General features: G+C 62.0%; 1 protein-coding gene. It reads right to left on the reverse strand.

The window, feature by feature from the left end:
* Positions 1 to 22,355 (reverse strand): non-ribosomal peptide synthase/polyketide synthase (locus tag AC1Q6C_RS16430; protein ID WP_492666714.1); only part of this gene is annotated, 22,355 nt, incomplete at its 3' end.
* Positions 22,356 to 22,902: the final 547 nt, after the last annotated feature.

A 22,902-nucleotide genomic window follows, 5' to 3' on the forward strand; every position in this document is an offset into this window, starting at 1 on the left:
TTCGACGCCCGCAACGGCGACAACCGATCCACATCCAACACCCGCGCACCCGAAAAACCAGACACATCAACAACATCCACACACACAACCCGACGACCCGACGCCACGAAACCATCACGCTCCGTCGACACCACACACACCGGATCAGCCGAATCCAACACATACTCATTACGCGAGGACGGAGCATCAGGATCCAACGGCACCCACGCCCCACCCGCACGCACAATCGCATACAACCCAACCAACAAATCCACCGACCGCCGAACAGCCAACCCCACCAACGACTCCGGCCCAACACCCAAACTAATCAAATAACGCGCAAACCTATTAACCCGCTCATCGAACTCCCCATACGAAAGCACCACATCCCCACACACCACCGCACGCGAACCCGAACAAACCCCCACCACAGAATCAAAACCATCCAACAACAACCCACCCACAACCGGACGAGACGTGTCGTTCCACGACTCGAGCACCAAAGCACGCTCAGACACAGTCATGACCTCGACGTCACCGACCGCAGTGGACGGCGTTTCACCGATTTCTGTCAGCAGAGTCTCGAGGCGACCCAGCAGGGCCTGCGCGTACGACTCGTCGAAGAAGTCGGGTAGGTAACGAAGCGTCAGGTGCAGTTGATCGTCGAGACCGATCAGCAGTGTGAGCGGGTAGTTCGTGGAATCGTCGGAGGCGACATCGTCGATCACCATGCCGTCCAAGAACTCTGCTTGCGCTGCAAGACCGTCACGGTCGACCGGGTAGGACTCGAAGATCACCAGAGTGTCGAAGAGTCCGCCGACGCCCGCGGCGCTCTGCACATCGGTCAGGCCGAGGTAATGGTGATCGAGCAATCCCGCCTGTTCGATCTGAACCCGAGAGAGCAATGCCTCGACGGACTCGGCCAGATCCAGTTGGACACGAACGGGCAGCGTGTTGATGAACAGACCCACCATCTTCTCGACGCTGTCGAGTTGTGGCGGACGGCCGGAGACCGTGGCACCGAAGACAATGTCCTGGCGACCGGTCATGCGTCCCAGCAGAATTGCCCAGGCAGCCTGGACGATCGTGTTGGCGGTAACGCCGGTCCTCGATGCCAAACCGGTCAGTGTCGCGGTCACCGATTCGCTGAGCGAGATCTGCAACTTCTGCGACAGCGCACTGAATTCCTGACCAACGACGGTGGGAGCCAACAACGTCGGCTCTTCGACGCCGCCCAACGCTTTCGCCCAGGCATCCATGGACACACTGCGATCCTGCTGGACCAGCCACGCGAGGTAGTTCCGGTAGCTCAGTGACCGCGTCTGAGCGGGAATGTTCCCACGCATGGCGTAGTGGCCGAGGAGCGTCTGGAGCAGCAGCGGCATGGACCAGCCGTCGAGGATGATGTGGTGGTTTGCCACAACAAGGCGGTATTCGCTCGCCGCGATCTTGATCAGCGTGAACTTGATCAACGGCGGGTTCGACATGTCGAAGTGCGTGGCCTGGTCCTCGACAAGAATCCGATCCAACTCGCGGCGTCGTTCTTCGCTGTCAGCGATTGTGGTGAGATCCAGTTCGCGCCACGGCACGTCGATGTCACCGAGAACTACCTGGACCGGCGTACCCGTTCCGTCGACCACAAATGCGGTGCGCAGGTTCGGGTGACGATCGATGATGGCCTGTGCTGCGGCGTGGAGGCGATCCGCGTCGACGCGGCCGGACAGCGAGAGAACCATCTGCACGGAGTACAGGTCGACGGTGGACTCGGCCATGACAGCGTGGAACAGCAGACCCGACTGCAGCGGAGCCAGCGGCCAGACGTCCTGCACCGCGGGGAAACGCTGCTCGAACCCGTCGAGATCCTGCTGGGTCAGCGTTACCAGCGGCACGTCCGACGGCGTGAGTCCGCCTGCGCCGACGGCCTGTGCGTGCTGCGCCAGCGCTGTGAGTGCTCCGACCCACAGGTCGGCCAGGGCTTGCACCTCGGTGGCGCTCAGCAATCCGTTCGGGAAGGCAAACGACGCTTCGAGCACCGCGCCGTCAGGGCCGTCGTTGACGATGGCATTGATGTCGACAACCTTGTTGGCCGGCATGTCCGGGTCTTCCGGCGCAGCGACATCGGAGAAGTCGCGTGCCGGAATCCATCCGAGGCCTTGCGCTGCAGCCGGAATATCCTCCGCCACAATGCGACCCAGGTAGTTGAAGCTGACCTGCCCGCTGCTCAGCTTCGACAGCTCAGTGCAGGTGTCGTCGTTGACGTACCGCAGCAGTCCGTAGCCGACACCCTTGTCGGGAGCGGCGAGCAACTGCTCCTTGACTGCCTTGATCGCCGCTCCCGCAGCAACTCCGGCGTCGAAGGCGTCGTCGATGTCGATACCGGCAAGGTCGAGTGCGACGGGGAAGGCCGCCGTGAACCAGCCGACGGTGCGTGAGAGATCGGCACCCGGGACGACGCCCTCTTCGCGGCCGTGGCCCTCGAGCTGGAGCAGTGCCGCTTCGGTGTCGATGCCCCGCTCACGGCGCCAGCGCACCAGCGCCAGAGCAAGTCCGGCCAGCAAACCGTCGTTGGCTCCGCCGCGGAACACCTCGGGCAGAGTTGTCAGCAGGGTTTCAGTGACGCCTGTGGGCACCTCCACGCGCACACGCTCGACTGTTGCCGCAACGTCGACGGACGGATCGAACGCCCGCGAACCGAGAATCGGGTCTGGAGTCGACAGCGTCTTGCGCCAACGTGGCAGTTCTGCCAGTCGCTTGTCTGATCGTGATTCCGCAGCGAGCGAGTGCGCCCAGGTACGCATGGACGTGCCCGTCGGTTCAAGCACGGGTGCACTTCCGCCACTGCGCTGAGCCCACGCGGAAATCAAGTCCGGCACGATGATTCGCCAGGAGACGCCGTCGACGATCAGGTGATGCGCAGCCATGATCAATCGGCCGGTGCGTGTGTCACCGAAGTCGATCCACACGAACTGAGCCATGACACCGGCGGCCGGATCCAACCGGCCGAGAGCGTCGTCGAGAGCACCCGACGCGATGGCCGTCAGGTCTGCGCCCGAAATCGCGGGGTCCACCAGCACCCGTCGCACCAAAGAATCCACGTCGACGGTTCCGGGCGCGGACACAGCCATGCCCGGACCACGCTGATCATCGACCAGACGCGAACGGAACATGTCGTGGTGATTGATGACGGCAGCCAGTGTGTCGACAACACCGGTCCGGTCGATGCCGAGCGGCAACTCCAGCGTCAACAACTGGTTGAAACGCTGGAAGCTGCCGGGCCGTTCGAACATGAATCGCTTGATCGGCGTGAGCGGCATCCAACCGATGCCGCCGCCTTCGATCTCGGCGAGAACAGTGATCGCATCGGCGTCGGAGCCGAAGACGGCAACCTCTGCCAACTCAGCCACCGTCTTGTTCTCGAACACGTCCTTGGGCGTGAACAGAACACCGCGGGCCTTAGCCCGGGACACCAACTGGATCGACATGATCGAGTCTCCGCCCTGAGCGAAGAACGAATCGTCGGTACCGATCTGATCGAGGCCGAGAACGTCGGCAAAGACCTCGCTGAGGACGCGTTCCATCTCGGTCGTGGGAGCGCGGAACTCCTTGACCTCGAATACCGGCTCCGGCAGAGCCTTTCGGTCCAGCTTGCCGGCCGGGGTCAGCGGCATGTCGGTCAGAACCATGATCGACGCAGGCACCATGTGCGCCGGCAGAGTGCGTGAAACGAACTCACTCAGATCCGCCGAGCTGACAGCCGATTCCTTGCCGACAAACACGTACGACACCAGCGCCGGAGCACCGGACGTCAGCGTGGTACCCATCGTCGCGGCGAACTCGACGTCCGAATGTGCCGTCAGTGCCGCGTCGATCTCACCGAGCTCGATACGGAACCCACGGATCTTCACCTGGAAGTCGTTGCGGCCCACGTACTCAACCTGGTATCGGTCAGTCCAACGCACAACATCACCGGTGCGGTACATGCGCTCACCGGACAGGCCGTGCGGGTTGGCAACAAAGCGATCCGCGCTCAATCCCGGGCGGCGATGGTATCCGCGGGTGACCTGGGGACCCGACAGGTACAGCTCACCGGCAACGCCAACCGGAACGGGCTGCAGACGTGTGTCGAGAACAAACGCGGCCATGTCGCCGATGGTTTCGCCGATGGTCATCCGGTCGCCCGGCATCAGCGGCACACTGACATTGGTGACGATAGTGGTCTCGGTGGGACCGTAGACATTGAGGAACGTACGTCGACGGTTCGGCTGATCCGCCCACTTGGCCATCAACTCCGGCGAGTACGCCTCACCGCCGACACCAACCACCTCAAGATCGTTCAGGCCAGACGGATCCATGGAAGCCAACGCCGCGGGCGTGATGAAGGCATGTGTGACGCGTTCGGACTTGAACAGCGCGGTCAATTCGTCGCCGCCGAAGATCGATGTCGGGACGATCACCATGGCAGCGCCTGTCGCGACAGCCAGGAACAGTTCGAGCATCGACGCGTCGAAACTCGGCGACGCGAAGTGCAGCGTGCGGGAGTTCGGCGTCACCAGGTAGTGCTGTGCCTGCGTTGCACTGAAGCTCGCGAGGCCTGCTCCCGTAGCAACAACGCCCTTGGGCAAGCCTGTTGTGCCCGACGTGTAGATCACCCAGGCCGGATGCGCCGGAAGGACGGGGCGCACACGCTCATCTTCACGAATCGGTGAACTATCCTGCGCTGCCATCAGTTCCGCGCAAGCAGCACTGTCGACCGCGAGCCACTCCACGGTGTCGGTAAGCCCTGCGAGTTCAGCTTCGAGAGTCAGACCGACCGAGACGCCCGAGTCGGAGACCATATGCGCGATGCGGTCGGCCGGGTAGTGCGGATCGATGGGAACAACCGCGGCACCTGTCTTGGATACCGCCCACACCAGCAGGACCGATTCGATGGAACGCGGAATCGACACTGCGACCAGATCTTCGGCGCCCAGACCGCGAGCGATCAGGACACGGGCGAGGCGCGACGACCACTCGTCGACCTCGGCGTAGGTCATCGACCGATCCTGGTAGCGGAGAGCTTCGTTGGAGGGATACTGCAACGCGGTCTCGGCCAGGATGTCGGCCAACGGCTTCGGCTCGATGCCCGAGGACGCTCGGCGACTGGTCAATTCGATACGCTCAGGCGCTTCGAGGATGTTGATGTCGCCGACAGCCTGCGTCGCATCCACGGCGACGGCCTCGAGAATTCTAGTCAACCGCTCGGCGAAGGAGACAACTGTCCCCTCGTCGAAGAGATCCGTCGCATAGGTGAAGGTCGCAGTCATGCCGTGACCATCGGCAGCTTCCACCAGAGTCAACTGAAGGTCGAACTTCGCTACAGTTTCCGCGATATCGAATTCAGTGATATCGAGTCCCGGCAACGTCAGGTTATTCTGCCTCAGGTTCTGGAATGCCAAGGCAACCTGGAACAACGGGTTGTGAGCCTGCGAACGAACCGGATCGAGTACCTCGACCAGCCGCTCGAACGGCACGTCTGCGTGAGCGAAAGCCGCGAGATCACTCTCACGCGCCGACGTCAGCAGATCGAGGAAACACATCCCCGGATCGACGTCGGTACGCAGCACGAGCGTGTTGACGAACATGCCGATCAGATCGTCGAGCTGCGCTTCACCGCGACCGGCGACCGGGGTGCCGACTGCGATGTCGGTGGTGCCGGACAACCGGGCAAGAAGTGTTGCCAACGCCGAGTGCATCACCATGAACAGCGACGCCTGGTGCTCGCGACCCACAGCGGTCAGTCCGCGGTGAACATCCGCGGAAATCGGGAAGCTGTAGGTGGCTCCCCGGCCAGTGAACACGGCTGGACGCGCGCGGTCACTGGGCAAGGTGATCTGGTCTGGAACTCCGTCGAGAGCTTTGGCCCAGTAGCCGATCTGCTCTGCGAGTACGGATTCCGTGTCACCCTCGGAACCGAGAACCTCGCGCTGCCACAACGCGTAGTCGGCATACTGCACCGACAACGGCGCCCAGGTCGGGGCTTGACCCTGTGAGCGGGCGTAGTACGCGGTCATCACGTCGCGGATCAACGGACCCATCGAGAAACCGTCGGTGGAGATGTGGTGAATCACTAACGCCAGTACAAACGAGTCCTCCGCGAGCTGGAAGAGCTTGGCCCGCAATGGAACCTCAGCGGTGACGTCGAAGCCTGACGTGACGAAGTCCGTCACCGCCGCCACGATGTCGGATGCTTCGAGCTGCACGGGAGCCAGATTCACCGGAACTGCCGCCACCGGCAAGATCCGCTGGTAGCCGATTCCGTCCACCTCGGGGTAGACCGTGCGCAGAACCTCGTGACGCTTCAACACGTCCACGACAGCGTCGTACAACGCCGCCTGATCCAACTCGCCAGTGAGAGTGATCGCCATCGGAATGTTGTTGGCTGCCGATTCGCGGTCCAATTGGTTGAGGAACCACATGCGCTGCTGCGCCAACGACAACGGCACCTGCGCCGGACGCACCTGCGCAGTCAACGCCGCACGTGAACCGCCACCGACATGAGAACCCAAACGAGCAGCCAACGCCTCCACCGTCGACGCCTCGAACAACTCCCGCACCGACACCGAAGCATCCAACGCCTGACCCAACCGAGACGTCACCTGCGTCGCAATCAGCGAATTACCACCGAGCGCGAAGAAATCATCATCCAAACCAACACGCTCGACGCCCAGAACATCCGCAAACGTCTGCGCAACAACCTCTTCCACCACCGACGTCGGAGCACGGAACACCGCAACCTGCAACGACGGAACCGGCAACGCCCGACGATCCAACTTCCCGTTCACCGTCAACGGAATCGAATCCAACACCACAAACGCCGACGGCACCATGTACTCCGGCAACAACGAACCCACACCGGTGCGCACATCGTCGACCGAAACGCTCACACCCGCAGCCGGAACCACATACGCCACCAACCGCTGATCACCCGGAGAATCCTCACGAACAACCACCGCCGTCTGCGCCACCGACACATCCGCCAACACCGCAGACTCGATCTCACCGATCTCGATCCGGAAACCACGGATCTTCACCTGATCATCCGCGCGACCCAGATACTCCAAATCACCAGCGCTGTTCCACGAAGCGACGTCACCCGTGCGGTACAACACCTCGCCGGCATTGAACGGATTCGCCACAAACCGCGTCGACGTCAACCCCGCCTGACCCAGATAACCCCGAGCCAACTGAACACCAGAGACATACATCTCACCCGCGACACCAACAGGCACCGGAGCCAAACGCGTATCGAGCACGAACACCTGCAAACCCGAAATAGCCTGACCCACAACACTCGCCGACGCATCCGCCGCCAACGCAGCATCCAACACACGATGGCTCACATGCACCGTCGTCTCCGTGATGCCGTACATGTTCACCAACGTCGGCGCGAAGTCACCGCGGCGGCCGTACCAATCCGACAAGCGACGCAGCTCGAGCGCCTCGCCGCCGAAAACAACCCACCGCAACGACAACTCAGCGGCCCGACCGGATTCCGACGCCAACCGATCAGCCTCGGCCAACTGATAGAACGCCGACGGCGTCTGATTGAGCACCGTCACCCGCTCAGCAGCAAGCAACTCCAAGAACTGCTCCGGCGACCGCGACGTCACATAATCCACAACCACCAACGTGCCGCCGTACAACAGCGAACCCCACAACTCCCACACCGAGAAGTCGAACGCATAACTGTGGAACATCGTCCACACATCGGATTCGTCGAACCCGTACACACTCTCAGTATTCGCAAACAACTTCGCCACCGTCGTGTGCGGAACCTGCACACCCTTCGGGCGACCCGTCGAACCCGACGTGTAAATCACATACGCAACATTCGACGACCGCAACGGCGCAACACGATCCGCATCCGAAACCACCGAACCATCGAACTCCGACAAATCCACCGCGTCGATATCAACCACAGGCAAACCAGCGGGCAACACCAACTCACGCCCGGACCACGAAATCGCAGCCACCGGAGCAGCATCAGCCAACATGAACTCGACACGATCAGCCGGATACGACGGATCCACCGGCAGATACCCCGCACCGGACTTCACCACCGCCAACAACGCCACCACAAGATCCGCCGACCGCGGCAACGCCACCGCCACCAACGACTCCGGACCACAACCCTGAGCAATCAACCTGCGCGCCAACCGATTCGACTGAACCGACAACTCCGCATACGTCAACGAATCGTCACCGAACCGCACTGCGGTCCGATCACCAAACCGCGCAGCAGCATCATCGAACCACGCCGACAACGTCGAATCCACACCACTGTCGACACCCGTGTCGCTCCATGACAGAACGCGATCCAACTCACCGGCGGTCAGAACATCCACGTCGCCAACGGCAGCGGCCGGATTCGCGACAACGCCACGGAGGACGGACACGAACCGATCAGCGAACTCGGCCGCTGTCGACGCGTCGAATAGATCCGTCGCGTAGGTCAGGGTGCCGGACATACCGGCGTCAGCGGCGTCTTCAAGAGTGAATTGCAGATCGAACTTGGCCAGTGCTGCGTCGAATTCCACAGCAGCGGCGGTGAGTCCGGGCAGTTCGAGAGCACTCTGTCCAAGGTTCTGGAAGGTCAATGCCACCTGGAACAACGGATGACGAGCCTGCGAACGAACCGGATCGAGCGTTTCAACGATCCGCTCGAACGGAACGTCAGCGTGGGTAAACGCCTGCAGATCCACTTCACGCGCAGAAGCCAACAGCTCCGCGAACGACATCGACGGATCAACCTCGGTACGCAGCACCAAAGTGTTGACGAACATACCGATCAGGTCGTCGAGCTGCGCTTCACCGCGACCGGCGACAGGAGCGCCGATTGCGATGTCGGTTGTCGCGGACAACCGTGCCAGTAGCACGGCCAGCGCAGAGTGGACGACCATGAACGGGGTTGCGCCCGCCGCCTGACCTGTTGCTTCCACATCGGCCCACAGTTGCGGGTCGATGGTGAAGGTGTGGTTCGCTCCTTGTCCCGTTGCGATCTCGGGGCGGGTGCGATCACTGGGAAGGTCCAGCTGCTCGGGCAGGTCGGCCAGGGCATCGGACCAGTAGTTGATCTGCTGCGCGATGACGGACGTCGGCTCGTCCTCGGAGCCGAGGACCTCGCGCTGCCACAACGCGTAGTCGGCGTACTGCACCGGCAGCGGAGCCCACGTCGGGGTCTGCCCCTGTGAGCGCGCGTAGTACGCGGTCATCACATCGCGGGTCAACGGGCCCATCGAGAAACCGTCGGTGGAGATGTGATGCACCACGAAGGACAACACGAAGTCATCATCGGCGACCTGGAACAGCTTGGCGCGCAACGGAACCTCGACGGTGACATCGAATCCCTCCGCGAAGAAGGCATAGAGCTCTGCCTGAAGGTTGCTCTCGGCAGTGCGCACTGTATCGAATTCGATCGAGGCATCCTCCGGCGAGAGAATCTGCTGGTAGCCAACGCCGTCGATCTCCGGGTACAGCGTGCGCAGAACCTCATGTCGTGCAATGACATCGGTAATCGCCGCACGAAGAGCATCCACTTTCAACTCGCCGGTGAGACGAACTGCAACAGGAATGTTGTTGACGGCCGACTCTGTATCGAAGCGGTTGAGGAACCACATGCGCTGCTGAGCAAGCGACAGCGGCACCTGCGCCGGACGCACCTGCGCGGTCAATGCTCGTTCTCCGTCGCCGCCGACGTGTCCGTCGATGCGCGCAGCGAGTTCTTCCACAGTCGACGCGTCGAACAGCATCCGGACCGGAATCTTGGTTTCGAGCGCTTGCCCCAGACGAGACATCACCCGTGTCGCGATCAGCGAGTTACCTCCGAGCGCGAAGAAATCGTCATCCAAACCGACACGCTCAATGCCCAGAACATCCGCAAATGTCTGCGCCACGACCTCTTCCACCACCGACGTCGGAGCCCGGAAAGCTACGACCTCGAAAACCGGTTCAGGTAGGGCACGGCGATCAACCTTGCCGTTCGCATTGAGAGGCATTGCGTCGAGCACGATGAAAAGCGCCGGGACCATGTAATCAGGCAGACGATCACTCAGGTGCACGCGAAGTGCATTGGGATGGATAACTCCGGCATCCGGCGCCACGTACGCGACCAGTTGATCCCGATGCACTGTCACGAGGGCAGACGCCACCGTGTCCACAGATACCAGTGCCGACTCGATTTCACCGAGTTCAATACGGAGGCCGCGGACCTTGACCTGGAAGTCGGTGCGCCCCAGGTATTCCAATTCTCCCGTACGGTTCCGGCGGACCAGATCACCTGTCCGGTACAGACGAGATCCACTATCGCTGAACGGATTGGCGACAAATCGTCCCGCAGTCAGGTCGAATCGAGCGCCGTAGCCGCGGCCTACGCCGACACCACCGACGTACAACTCGCCGACGACACCTACTGGTACGATCTGCAACCGCGAATCCAGCACGAAAAGATCGATATTGGGAATCGGCGATCCGATCGGCACACCCATGATGTCATCGACGGAGGCGTCACGCCGCGACACCACGTCCGACGCCTCCGTCGGGCCGTAACTGTTCACGATTCGAACACCCGAGTTCATCAGTGCGGCAAGGCGCCTCACCTGAATCGGCTCGCCTCCAAGATAGACGACCTGAAGGCGCGACAACGCACCGTCGGAATCCGCATCCACCAACGCTTCAAACGCGCTCGGAGACATGTTCGCCACCTGCACATGCGAACTCGCCACTACACCGAGTATCTCCGACGGATCGAACCCGGCTGGGGCCACAATCACAGTTCCGCCGCTCGACAGCGGACTCCACACATTCTTCTGGGTCAGGTCGAAACTCGGAGATGACGCCACCAGGACACTAGCGGCCGGCGGAATCTCGGATCGATACCACGCGACGGTGTTGGCGATACCTGCCATCGCGACGATTGTCGGCTTCGGACGACCGGTGGAGCCGGATGTCGAGATCACATAGGCGGAACGAGAATCCGCGCCGTGCTCGACCCAGCGATCAACCCACTCAGGGGTGCCCGTCGTCTCCACCACGTCTTGTATGCGAATTACCGGCACGGTCAGAGAAACGTCGTCGACAGCGATTACGCACCGCGCGTCAATATCGGACAGAACCGCCTCAATGCGCTGCGTCGGCAATGTAGGATCCATCGGCAGATAGGCCGCCCCGGCCTTCCATACCGCTACCAATGCGACGATCCACTGCCATGAACGTGGAATTATCACTCCCACGACATCGTCCGTACCTACGCCCGCTGCAACCAACTCCGCTGCCAATACGGACGAACGAACATCCAGATCTGCGTACGACAACGTGACGTTGCCGGCAACGACGGCCGATCGCTCCGGGAACTCGACCACTGTCTGCGCGAACAAGCCGAGAATCGAGACGTCAGCTGACGGTACGTGCTGTCCGCGCGACCACCCCAGAATCTGCGACGACTCCTCTTCGTCGAGGATCTCCACTGCACCCACCGGCGAAAGAGAATCAGTTGTCACGCTCGCCAGGACACGGCACAACCCGTCCGCAAACGAGGCCACTGTCGACTCGTCGAAAAGGTCTGTTGCGTAAGTAAACTGAGCTGCTAGTCCAGAAGGAACGCCGGACTGGTCGATGGCTTGAGTGAGCGTCAACTGGAGGTCGAACTTAGCCACCGGGAGATCGGAATCCAACGGCGAGACCGTCAGATCACCGAGGACAAGCTCGGTGCCCGAGAGGTTCTGGAACGACAACATGACCTGGAACAGCGGATGGCGAGCCTGCGACCGTACCGGTTCGAGAACCTCGACCAACCGTTCGAAGGGCACGTCTGCATGTGCAAAAGCCTCGAGATCGCGCTCGCGCACCGCCGACAGCAATTCGGCAAACGAACCGGCCGGATCGATCTCGGTACGGAGCACCAACGTGTTGACGAACATACCGACAAGGTCGTCGAGTTGTGCCTGCCCGCGCCCTGCGACGGGAGTTCCGATCGCGATGTCGGTCGTACCCGACAAGCGCGCCAGTGTCACGGCAAGCGCCGCGTGCACAGTCATGAACAGTGACGCATTGTGCGTGCGTCCCAAGGCTTCGAGGCGCTCCTGCATTTGTGCGTCCACGATGAAGTCGTAGTTGGCGCCTCGTCCGGACGCCCGCTGCGGGCGAGTGCGGTCGTTGGGTAGATCGAGCTGCCCCGGCAATTCTGCCAGCGCTTCACGCCAGTATCCGATTTGGCGGGAGATCACCGACTGTTCGTCGCTCTCGGAACCGAGGACATCGCGCTGCCACAGCGTGTAGTCCACGTATTGGACTGGCAGCGGTGCCCACGACGGAACGCCACCACGAGTGCGAGCCTCGTAGGCAAGCATGAGGTCACGTGTCAGGGGTGCCATCGAGAAGCCGTCAGTGGAGATGTGGTGCACAACAAATGCCAACACGTACTCGCCGTCGGACAGCTGGAAGAGCCGCACGCGCAACGGAACTTCCGTTGTAACGTCGAACCCGACGGTCACCAGCACAGCGATTTCGGCTTCGATTGCCGCTTCGGTGATTACAATCGGAGTCAGTCCCGACCACATCTCGGACACGGATAGGACGAGCTGGTAACCGATCCCGTCCGTTTCCGGATACACGGTCCGAAGCACCTCGTGGCGCTCGACGACATCGCGCACTGCGGCGTCGAGCGCGGTGACATCCAGATTCCCTGAGATACGAAGCACGGCCGGAATATTGTTGACTGCGGACTCGGGTTCGAACCTGTTCAGGAACCACATGCGCTGCTGCGCCAACGAAAGTGGGATCCGAGCGGGCCGGGACTGCGGGACCAGTGGGGCCGTGGCGCCCGAACCGGCGTGCAGCTCGAGCCGGATGGCGAGTGACTGCACGGTCGACGCTTCGAAGAGCGCACGAACCGGAACGCTTGTGTCAAGCGCCTCCCCCAGTCGTGCGGCGACACGGGTCGCGATCAGCGAGTTGCCTCCGAGCTCGAAGAAGTCGTCGTCGCGGCCAACCTGTGCGACTCCGAGAACTTCGGAGAACACCTGCGCGACAGTCTCTTCGACGGTCGTGATCGGCGCCTGGTACACCTTGGACTCGAACACGGGCGAGGGCAGAGCCTTGATGTCCGTCTTGCCCGCGGTGGTCAACGGAATCGAATCGAGTACCAGTACCGAGTCGGGGACCATGTAGCCGGTCAGGAACGTCGACACCGACTCGATGACCTGTGCGGGATCCACCTCGGCGCCGGCCTGCGGCACGACGTATGCAACGAGACGATCTCCGAAGTGATCGTCGGAACGAACGAGAGCAACAGCTTGCGCAACGCCCGCGCAACGGGTCAGCGCGGCCTCGATCTCGCCGAGTTCGATACGGAACCCACGGATCTTGACCTGGAAGTCACTGCGGCCCACGTACTCCACTGCGCCACCGTCGATCCACCGGACCACGTCACCCGTGCGGTACAACCGCTCTCCCGGCGCCCCGAACGGGTCTGCGACAAAACGACCCGCTGTCAATGCCGGCTGTCCCAGGTATCCACGTGCGACCTGAACACCCGACACGTACAACTCACCTGCGACACCAACCGGAACGGGCTGCAAGCGGCCGTCCAAGATCCGCGCGGCCATTCCCCGAATCGGGCCGCCGATGTTCATACGATCAAACGCGGTCAGCGTATCGCTGATGTTCGAGGCGACTGTCGACTCCGTCGGACCGTACGCATTGAAGAATCCACGCACACCGCCATCCGGAAGCGGCACCGCCCACTTGGCAACGAGAGACCGCGAACTGGCTTCGCCACCGACGACAACCACCCGCAACGCGTCGAGCCCGCTCGGATCCACTGATGCCAGCGCAGCGGGCGTCACGAACGCATGCGTCACGCCCTCCGAGCGCAAGATCTCGGCCAATTCCGCGCCGCCGTACACCGTCGTCGGCGCAATCACCATCGTCGATGCTGCTCCGAATGCCATCAGCAACTCGAGAACAGAAGCATCGAAACTCGGCGAGGCGAAATGCAGCGTCCGAGCATCCGCGGTCAGCGCATAGCGCTCGACCTGCTCGGCGCAGAAGTTCGCCACACCCGCATTGGTGACCACAACGCCCTTGGGCAGACCCGTGGTGCCCGAGGTGTAAATGACGTAAGCAGGCTGCCGCTCGTCGATCGCACTGCGTCGATCCGAATCACTTACCGGCGCGCAAGATTCTGCCGCGCACGCTGCCACTGTCCTCTCGTCGTCGAGAACAACCCACGTCAACGCCGACGGCAATCCTGCCTCGACGTCACTGAGCGCAAGACCCAGCACCGCACCGGAATCGGAGATCATGTGGGCGATACGGTCAACCGGATACGTCGGGTCGACGGGCACGAATGCAGCACCCGTTTTCACCACCGCCCACAGAGCGAGAACTGAATCGGCCGAACGCGGAATCGCGATCGCGACCCGATCCTCCGGCCCGACGCCCTTCGCAATCAGAACACGAGCGAGTCGCGACGACCGCTCGTCGAGTTCGCGGTAGCTGATCGACTGACCGTCGAAGCGAATCGCATCCGCCGACGGATCCAAAGCGGCCGCCGCTGTGAGGATCTCGACCAGGGTTCCCGAGACCGACTGACCTCCGTGAACATCGGCCAGCACACCCCGCTCGGCCGCATCGAGAATATCGATGTCACCGACGACAATCGAAGGAACCGACACGACAGTCTCGAGGATACGAACCAGACGCCGAGCAAACCCCTCGACCGTCGAAACGTCGAACAGATCTGCAGCAAACGTGAATTCGGCCGAGAGCCCTTGCTGGATCCCGTCTTCGCCGATCGACTCTGTCACTGCGAGTTCGAGGTCGAACTTGGCAGTGGTCGTGTCGATTTCGGCGGCCTTGATCGCCAGTCCCGGCAGTTCCAATGCCGTTTGCGCGAGATTCTGCAAGGACAGCACAACCTGGAAGAGCGGATGTCTGGCCTGCGACCGGGCGGGAGCCAAGACGTCCACCAACCGCTCGAAGGGCACGTCCGAGTGAGCGAACGCTCCGAGCGCGGAATCACTCGCCGCAGCCAGCAGATCTGTGAATGCCTGGGCCGGGTCGACCTCGGTGCGCAGAACAAGCGTGTTGACGAACATGCCGACGAGATCGTCGAGCGCCTCGTCCCCGCGACCGGCAACGGGAGTGCCCACGGCGATGTCCGAGGTCCCGCTCAGTCGGGCCATCAGAACGGCAAGCGCCGAGTGCAACGCCATGAAGAGCGTCGCGTTGTTCTCCCGTGCCAGCGCGTCCAATCGACGGTGCACATCCCCGGAGATCTCGAACGCAAATCGCTCGCCGCGCATCGACGCCACATCAGGCCGAGACCGGTCCGACGGAAGCTCGATCACATCCGGTAGGTCTGCCAGAGTCTCGGTCCAGTACGAGATCTGCTGCGAGATCAGTGATTCCGAGTCGTCTTCCGACCCCAGAACCTCACGCTGCCACAACGAATAGTCGGCGTACTGCACAGTCAACGGCTGCCACGCCGGCGCGATCCCGTCCTTGCGTGCCGAGTAGGCAATCATGACATCGCGAGCCAGGGGCGCCATCGACCAACCGTCAGCGGCGATGTGATGAACCACGATCGCAAGGGTGTGCTCGGTGTCGCTGACCGTCAACAGGCGGACACGGATCGGCACGTCGACGGTGACGTCGATCGCTGAGGATCCGATTGCAGCAACTCGACTTTCGAGCTCGTCCTGATTCGAAACCGACTCCACGGTCAGCCCGCCGAACGCCTCCGAGAGCGACAGAATCGACTGCTTCGGTCCGGAAGCCCCGTCCGGATATACCGTTCGGAGCACCTCATGCCGGGCCAGTACGTCCTCCAGCGCAGTTTCCATCGCGGCAGTATCGAGATGACCAGTCAGGTGCAGAGCAAAAGTGATGTTGTAAGCAGCTGAGTCGGTGTCGAAGCGGTTCAGGAACCACATGCGCTGCTGCGCCAGCGACAACGGAATTTCCGCGGGACGCACCTGTGCGACGAGCGCCTTCTGCCCGCCGCTACCTACGTGCGACTCGATGTGTGCGGCGAGCGCCTCGACGGTGGAAACGTCGAATAGCGTTCGCACCGGCACCGTAGTGTCGAGCGCCCGCCCCAATCGGGAGGTGACCTGAGTAGCCACCAGGGAGTTGCCACCGAGTTCAAAGAAGTCGTCGTCGAGGCCGACTCGTTCCACTCCGAGAACATCCGCAATCACCTGCGCGACAATCTCTTCCACCGGCGTGGTGGGTGCACGAAACTCGCGGACCTCGAACGTGGGGACTGGCAATGCGCGACGATCCAACTTGCCGTTCGACGTCAGGGGGATTTCCTCCACGATCATGAACGCGGAAGGAATCATGTACTCGGGAAGCTTCTCCGCGACGGCAGTCGTGAGCATCTCAGTTTCGAGGGACGTGTCACCGTCCGCGACGACGTACGCGACAAGTTGATCGCCGATCCGTTCGTCGTTGTGCATCAAGACGACGGCTTGCACGACTGACTCGAGCGACACGAGCGCGGCTTCGATCTCGCCCAATTCGATCCGCAGCCCACGCAGTTTCACCTGGAAGTCGCTGCGGCCGACATACTCCAACTGTCCCAGATCGTTCCACCGGACAAGATCGCCTGTCCGGTACATCCTGGAACCACCGTCGCCGAACGGATTTGCGACGAACCGTTCTGCCGTCACGTCGAACCGAGCACCGTAACCTCGCCCGACACCAACGCCCGCAACGTACAGCTCGCCGATCAGGCCGGCTGGGACCGGATGCAGACGAGAATCGAGCACAAACAAGTCGATGTTCGGAATCGGCGTACCGATAGGCACTCCGGCGCTGTGCTCGGATGTCGCGGACAGTGCCGAAACAACATCCGAAGCCTCAGTGGGACCATAGCTGTTGACGATTCGCACTCCAGCCCGCATCAGGTGCGAGAGCCTGGGGAGTTGGATCGGCTCACCGCCGAGGAAGACTACATCCAGTTGTGTGAGCACTCCCTCCGCATCTGCATCGGAAAGAGCGACGAAGGCGCTCGGCGACATGTTCGCAACACGGATGCCAGCTGATTCGACGATCCCGAGAATGGCATGCGGGTCGAAACCATCTCCGCTCAAATGAAGCGGCACTCCACTACCGAGCGCTGCCCATATGTTCTTCTGCGTGAGGTCGAAACTCGGTGAGGACGCAACAAGGATCGGCCCGGCTTCGGGCAGTTCCGAGCGGTACCACGCCACGGTGTTCTCGATGCCTCGCATCGGTACCATCGTCGGCTTGGGACGCCCGGTCGAGCCGGACGTCGAAATCACATATCCGAGATGATCTTTCGCACCGACAGAAAGCCAGGGGTCGTCCTGGCGCTGAACGGCGGTCGCCGGGGGAAGATCAGACTTCACAACGAGTATCGGGATGTCGAGTTCGATGACGTCGACAGTCACGACACACACCGCATCGGTATCTTCCAGAATCGACTGGATGCGCTCCTGCGGGAAGCTCGGGTCGATGGGTGCGTACGCGGCTCCTACCTTCCATGCAGCCAGCATCGCCACTACCCATTGCCACGACCTGGCAACGGTCAACGCCACAACGTCGCCCGCACATACACCGGTCGCGGCCAGTTCCAGTGCGAGGAGACTGGACCGTGTGTCCAATTCCTCGTAGGTCAGTGTTCGATCGTCGTCCGCCACCGCGACGGCGTTCGGCTGAGCGTCTGCAGCACGGTAGAAGGCCGACAAGATCGACAACTCCGGAGCACTACAGCGCGTTCCCGCCGACCAGTCGAGCACTCTTGCCGACTCGTCTTTCCCGAACACGGCGATATCGCCGACCTTCGTGTTTTGATCGTCGACGACGGCATTCAGGACGCGGATGAAACGCTCGGCGACCTCCACCATTGTCGAAGCATCGAAGAGATCGGTCGCGTAGGTAAGCGTCGCCTCCAGGCCTTCGAAGTCCGTTGCGCCCTCTTGCCCCTCGGACACCATCAGCTCGATGTCGAACTTCGCGATCGGCACCTCGAGTTCCGCCGCCACGGCCTTCACTCCAGAGAACTCGAGCTCGCGCCGTCCACTGATCTCCGCGGTCAACGCAACCTGGAACAGAGGGTGACGAGCCCGTGAGCGCGGCGGATTGAGAGCCTCTACCAGGCGCTCGAATGGGACATCCGCATGTGCGTACGCAGACAAGCCCGAATCACGAACTCGCTGAATCAGATTGGCGAATGGCTCATCAGGATCGACCTCGGTGCGAAGCACCAGGGTGTTCACGAACATGCCGATCACGTCGTTGAGCGCTTGATCGCCTCGCCCACCGATCGGGGCACCGATCGCGATGTCGGAGGTACCACTGAGCCGGCTCAACAGCGTTGCATACGCCGCCTGCAACACCATGAACAGAGAGACGCTCCTCGAGCGCGCCAACTCGTTCAACTTGCGCGTCGTGCGTTCGCTGATCTGAAAATGGTGCTTGGCGCCGTGATTGGACGCGATGGCAGGACGAGGTCGGTCGGTCGGCAGATCCAACTGATCCGGCAGATCGGCAAGTGCCCGGCGCCAGAAGTTTATCTGGCGAGACGACTCCGAGCGCGGGTCTTCGTCGGATCCCAGTGCTTCGCGCTGCCACAGGGCGTAGTCGGCGTACTGAATTGGCAGCGGCGTCCACGCCGGCGCAGACTTCTCACTTCGCGCCGAGTAGGCGACGAGAAGGTCACGTGCGAGCGGACGGAACGACAGTCCGTCTGCAGCGATGTGATGGAGAACCATCACCAGGACGTAGTCCGTCGGAGACACCTCGAAGAGGGCAACCCGTACCGGGATTTCGAGCGTCACGTCGAAGCCGCGAGACGCCACGTCGAACAGCGCCGCGTCGAGATGCGAATTCCGAATCTTGACCGGATTCAACTCCACCGCGGCCCGGTCGACCGGCAGAACCAGCTGTTGCGCGGTTCCGTCGACATCAGGGTAGATCGTCCGCAAGGACTCGTGTCGCTCGAGAAGATCCATCACCGCGGCGTGCAGGGCGGACGGGTCCACCGAACCGGTGAGCCGGACCGTGAACGGAAGATTGTAGGCGGGCGTCGACGGATCGAGACGGTTGATGAACCACATGCGCTGCTGCGCAAGCGAGAGCGGGACGACCTCGGGACGAGGCTTGGCGATCAGCGGGGTGAGCTGCCTGGCGTTGCCCGCCACCGACTCGGCGCGGGCCGCCAGGGTGGCGACCGTGGTGGATTCGAAGAGCTCTCGAACGCCGAGTTGCACTCCCAATGCCGAACCCACTCGCGTCACTAATTGTGTTGCAACCAGAGAGTTTCCACCGAGCTCGAAGAAGTCGTCATCGATACCGACGCGCTCGACACCGAGAACGTCGGCAAACACGTCCGCCACGATGCGTTCGATTTCGGTGCGGGGCTCGCGGTACTGCTTCGCACTCGCGAACACCGGCTCGGGCAACCCGGCACGATCCAATTTGCCACTCGTGTTGAGCGGCAACGCATCGAGCACCATCAACGCGGCCGGAACCATGTACGACGGGAGGCTTCGGCCGGCGAACTCACTGAGCACCGCAGCATCGATGTTTCGGCCTGGACCCGGCACGACGTAGCCGACCAATTGATCACCGGTCGGGGTGACGGTCACCAAAACGACAGCCTGCGAAACGTCGGGGTGCGCCAGAAGGACGGTCTCGATCTCGCCGAGTTCGATGCGCTGCCCGCGGAACTTCACCTGGAAGTCTGTACGCCCGATGTAGTCGAGATTTCCGTCCTCACGGCGACGAACGAGGTCGCCGGTCCGGTACATACGCTCACCGGCCGTGCCGTACGGATTGGCTACGAACCGATCCGAGCTCAGGTCCGGTCGACCAACGTATCCGCGCGCGAGTTGAACGCCGGCGAGATAGAGCTCACCCGGCTGCCCGATGGGGGTCGGGCGAAGTTGCCCGTCCAGTACGTGCGCCTGAGTGTTCCACTGCGGCATACCGATCGGCACGGAAGTAGTATCCGTGGCCACGGCCTCGTAGTACGTGACCGATACCGCGGCTTCGGTCGGACCGTACAGGTTGTGCAGTCCGGCTCCACAGAGTTCGCGGAAGGCGGAAGACGTCTCGGGCGGGAGCGCCTCGCCGATGACAAACACGTGGCGCAACGAATCACAAGATCCGGCAGGTGCATTCGCCGTGAACAGCGTGAGCATGGATGGCACGAAGTCGGTGATCGTGACGCCGAGCTCCGCGATCTTGTTCGCCACGTAGATCGGGTCTCGATGACCGTCCGGAGTCGCGACGACGAGCGTGGCGCCGACCTGCAACGGCATGAAAAATCCCCACAGCGACACGTCGAATGTCGTAGCGGTCTTCTGCAGGTAGATGTCCGACGCCGAAAGCCCGTACTCGGCGTTCATCCACTGAAGCTGATTGTTGATCGCCGCGTGAGTGACCGCGACACCCTTGGGTCGACCGGTCGAACCCGAGGTGTAGATCACGTACGCAGTGTTCGAGAAATGCAAGGGAGACAGGCGATCCGCGTTGACGATCGGCCTGCTGTCGAGCTGCCCATAGTCCAGTGTGTCGATCTCGATGACCCGTGTGCCCGAGGGCAGATCCACGTCGTCCCGCGCAGTGGTCACAACACACGTGGGCTGCGCCGACTCGAGAATGTAGGCGGTGCGGTCGGCTGGGTGGTCGGGATCCACCGGTACCCAGGCTCCGCCGGCCTTGGCAATCGCGTACAGACCGACCATCAAGTCCAAAGACCTGCGGATCGACAGTCCTACAAGCGATTCGGGCCCAACACCCATGGCGATGAGTTGACGAGCCAAACCATTTGCGCGAGAGTCGAATTCGGCGTACGTGAGGCTGGCGCCTTCGAAAACGACAGCGGTGGCATCGGGAGTTCTCTCGACCTGACGCTCGAATGCTTCGGTGATGGTCTGCGAGGCAACGTGGAAGCCGGTGCGGTTCCACAAGGCAACCTTGTTTCGCTCCTCGTCGGTTGCGACAGGAAGATCCCAGACCTTGCGGCTCGTTTCGGCCGAGACGAACTTCTCGAGAAACTCTACGAACCGCGAGTGATTTCGCTGGGCGTCCGCGGGCGCGTACAGATTGGGATTCGACTCGAAGTCGATGTGTGTGCGGGTATCGCCGACGCTCTGGTACAGGTTGACACCGAGGTCTTCGATCAAACCCGTGGACAAGATGTGAAGTTCGCCGACGAGGGGCCCGAACGCCAACTCGGTGGAAAACATCATGATGTTGATCCAGGGGCCGAAGAATCCGCCCCGGCCCGGCCCGTCCCCGCCGCGGACCATGTCCTCGTGTCGGTACCGCTGGTGGCGCAGCGCGCCGGACATTTCGTTTCTGACGTCGTCCAGAAGCTCCTGAACGGTGGTATCGGCAGTGACGGTCAGTCGCAGCGGAACGACGTTGGAGACCATGCCACCGGATCGACGCAGCACGGCTGTCGTTCGGCCGGAAACGGGCAGACTCAGCGACACGTCCTCTCGCCCGGTCATCTGAGCGAGGTACGCCGCAAACGCCGCGACGACAGTGCCGGCAACCGTGGTCTTCTCCACGCGCTCGAGGAACCGTCCGAGCAGAGCCTCGACGTGGTTGGACAGCGCAGCACTGTCGATCCGACTGACTGGAGCAGGCGCAGCACTTCGACCCGCGAGGCTCGAGATCTCGTCAAGATTGTCGATCTTGTCGGCCCAGTACTTGCGGTCGGTTTCGAAACGACTCGACTGGCGGTACTTGTTGTCTACCTCGTAGACGTTCCGGAGATCGGACGCCTCGCTGGGCTCCGGATCCCGGCCCTCCACGCGTGCCGAGTACAACTCCGCCACGCGCGTGACGAACGTCGAGGCACCGAAACCGTCGAGAATTGTGTGGTGGACCCGCGTGTACCAGTAGTAGCGATTCTCGCCGAGTCGCAGAATGGTGGCAGAGATCAGTCGGTCCGTAAGCATGTCGATCGGCCGACTGCGATCTGCACGCATCCACTGCATCGCCGCATCGTGCGAATCGTCCTCACTCCGAAGGTCCACATAGCCAACCGAATCATCGAGCGTGGCGTCGATGATCTGGTACGGCTGGGCGTCGATCTCGAAGATCCGAACGAAGGCCGACCCGATTTCGCGGCCGGCGTCGGCACACGCCTGACGAAGCACGTCGAGCGCCAGCACTCCACGGAGTTCTACGTACTGGGCGATGTTCACCGGAACAGAGGGGTCGAGGTGCTGAGCGAACCACATGCCGAGTTGCGCCGCAGAGAGTGGGAATGCGCCTGATCGCTGAACGTCCTCCGGCGAGCTGCCGACCTCCGGCTTGCCGCTCCCCAGTTCTCCGTTATTCAGCGAATTCACGCCCACAGCCTCTCTTCCACACCATTGCGCACCCGCCTGAATCGAAGTCCAATTCACAGCAAGTACCGATCCCGTTCGCCCGCAGCGAGCCAGAACCTCCCATTATCTCTGATGCGTCAAAGCCACAGCAAAGCAACACCACGCATATCGGGCGGCCCGGTCCGGATTGTTACAATGTCCACGATCACAGACGCAGCGCGGACTCCGCGGTTTGCTACCCCCAATGCATTAGATGTAAACCAACCAGCCCCCACGCAACTGAACCGCGCCCGGCCGAACTGGCGAGGCCGACAGCCCAGAGTCCGATACGGGCGATCTCGCTCCGATCCCCGAAAACTCTACAGGCACGCCACTTGCCACCAGTCCGGGCGGTATCTCGTGACAATCGCACCGTCGAAGCGACAAAGCGGCCCTGCGGGGCAATTGCGACAGCGATTCAAGTCTACGACTGTGTCCTACACACGACTCGGAAAGCTGCCCTAGCGACGTGCGTTAATAGTGACGCGTGCAGTAAGTACATATATGCGCCCGTCGATGGCGGCGTCGC

Source organism: Rhodococcus sp. MT28 (assembly GCF_058792695.1).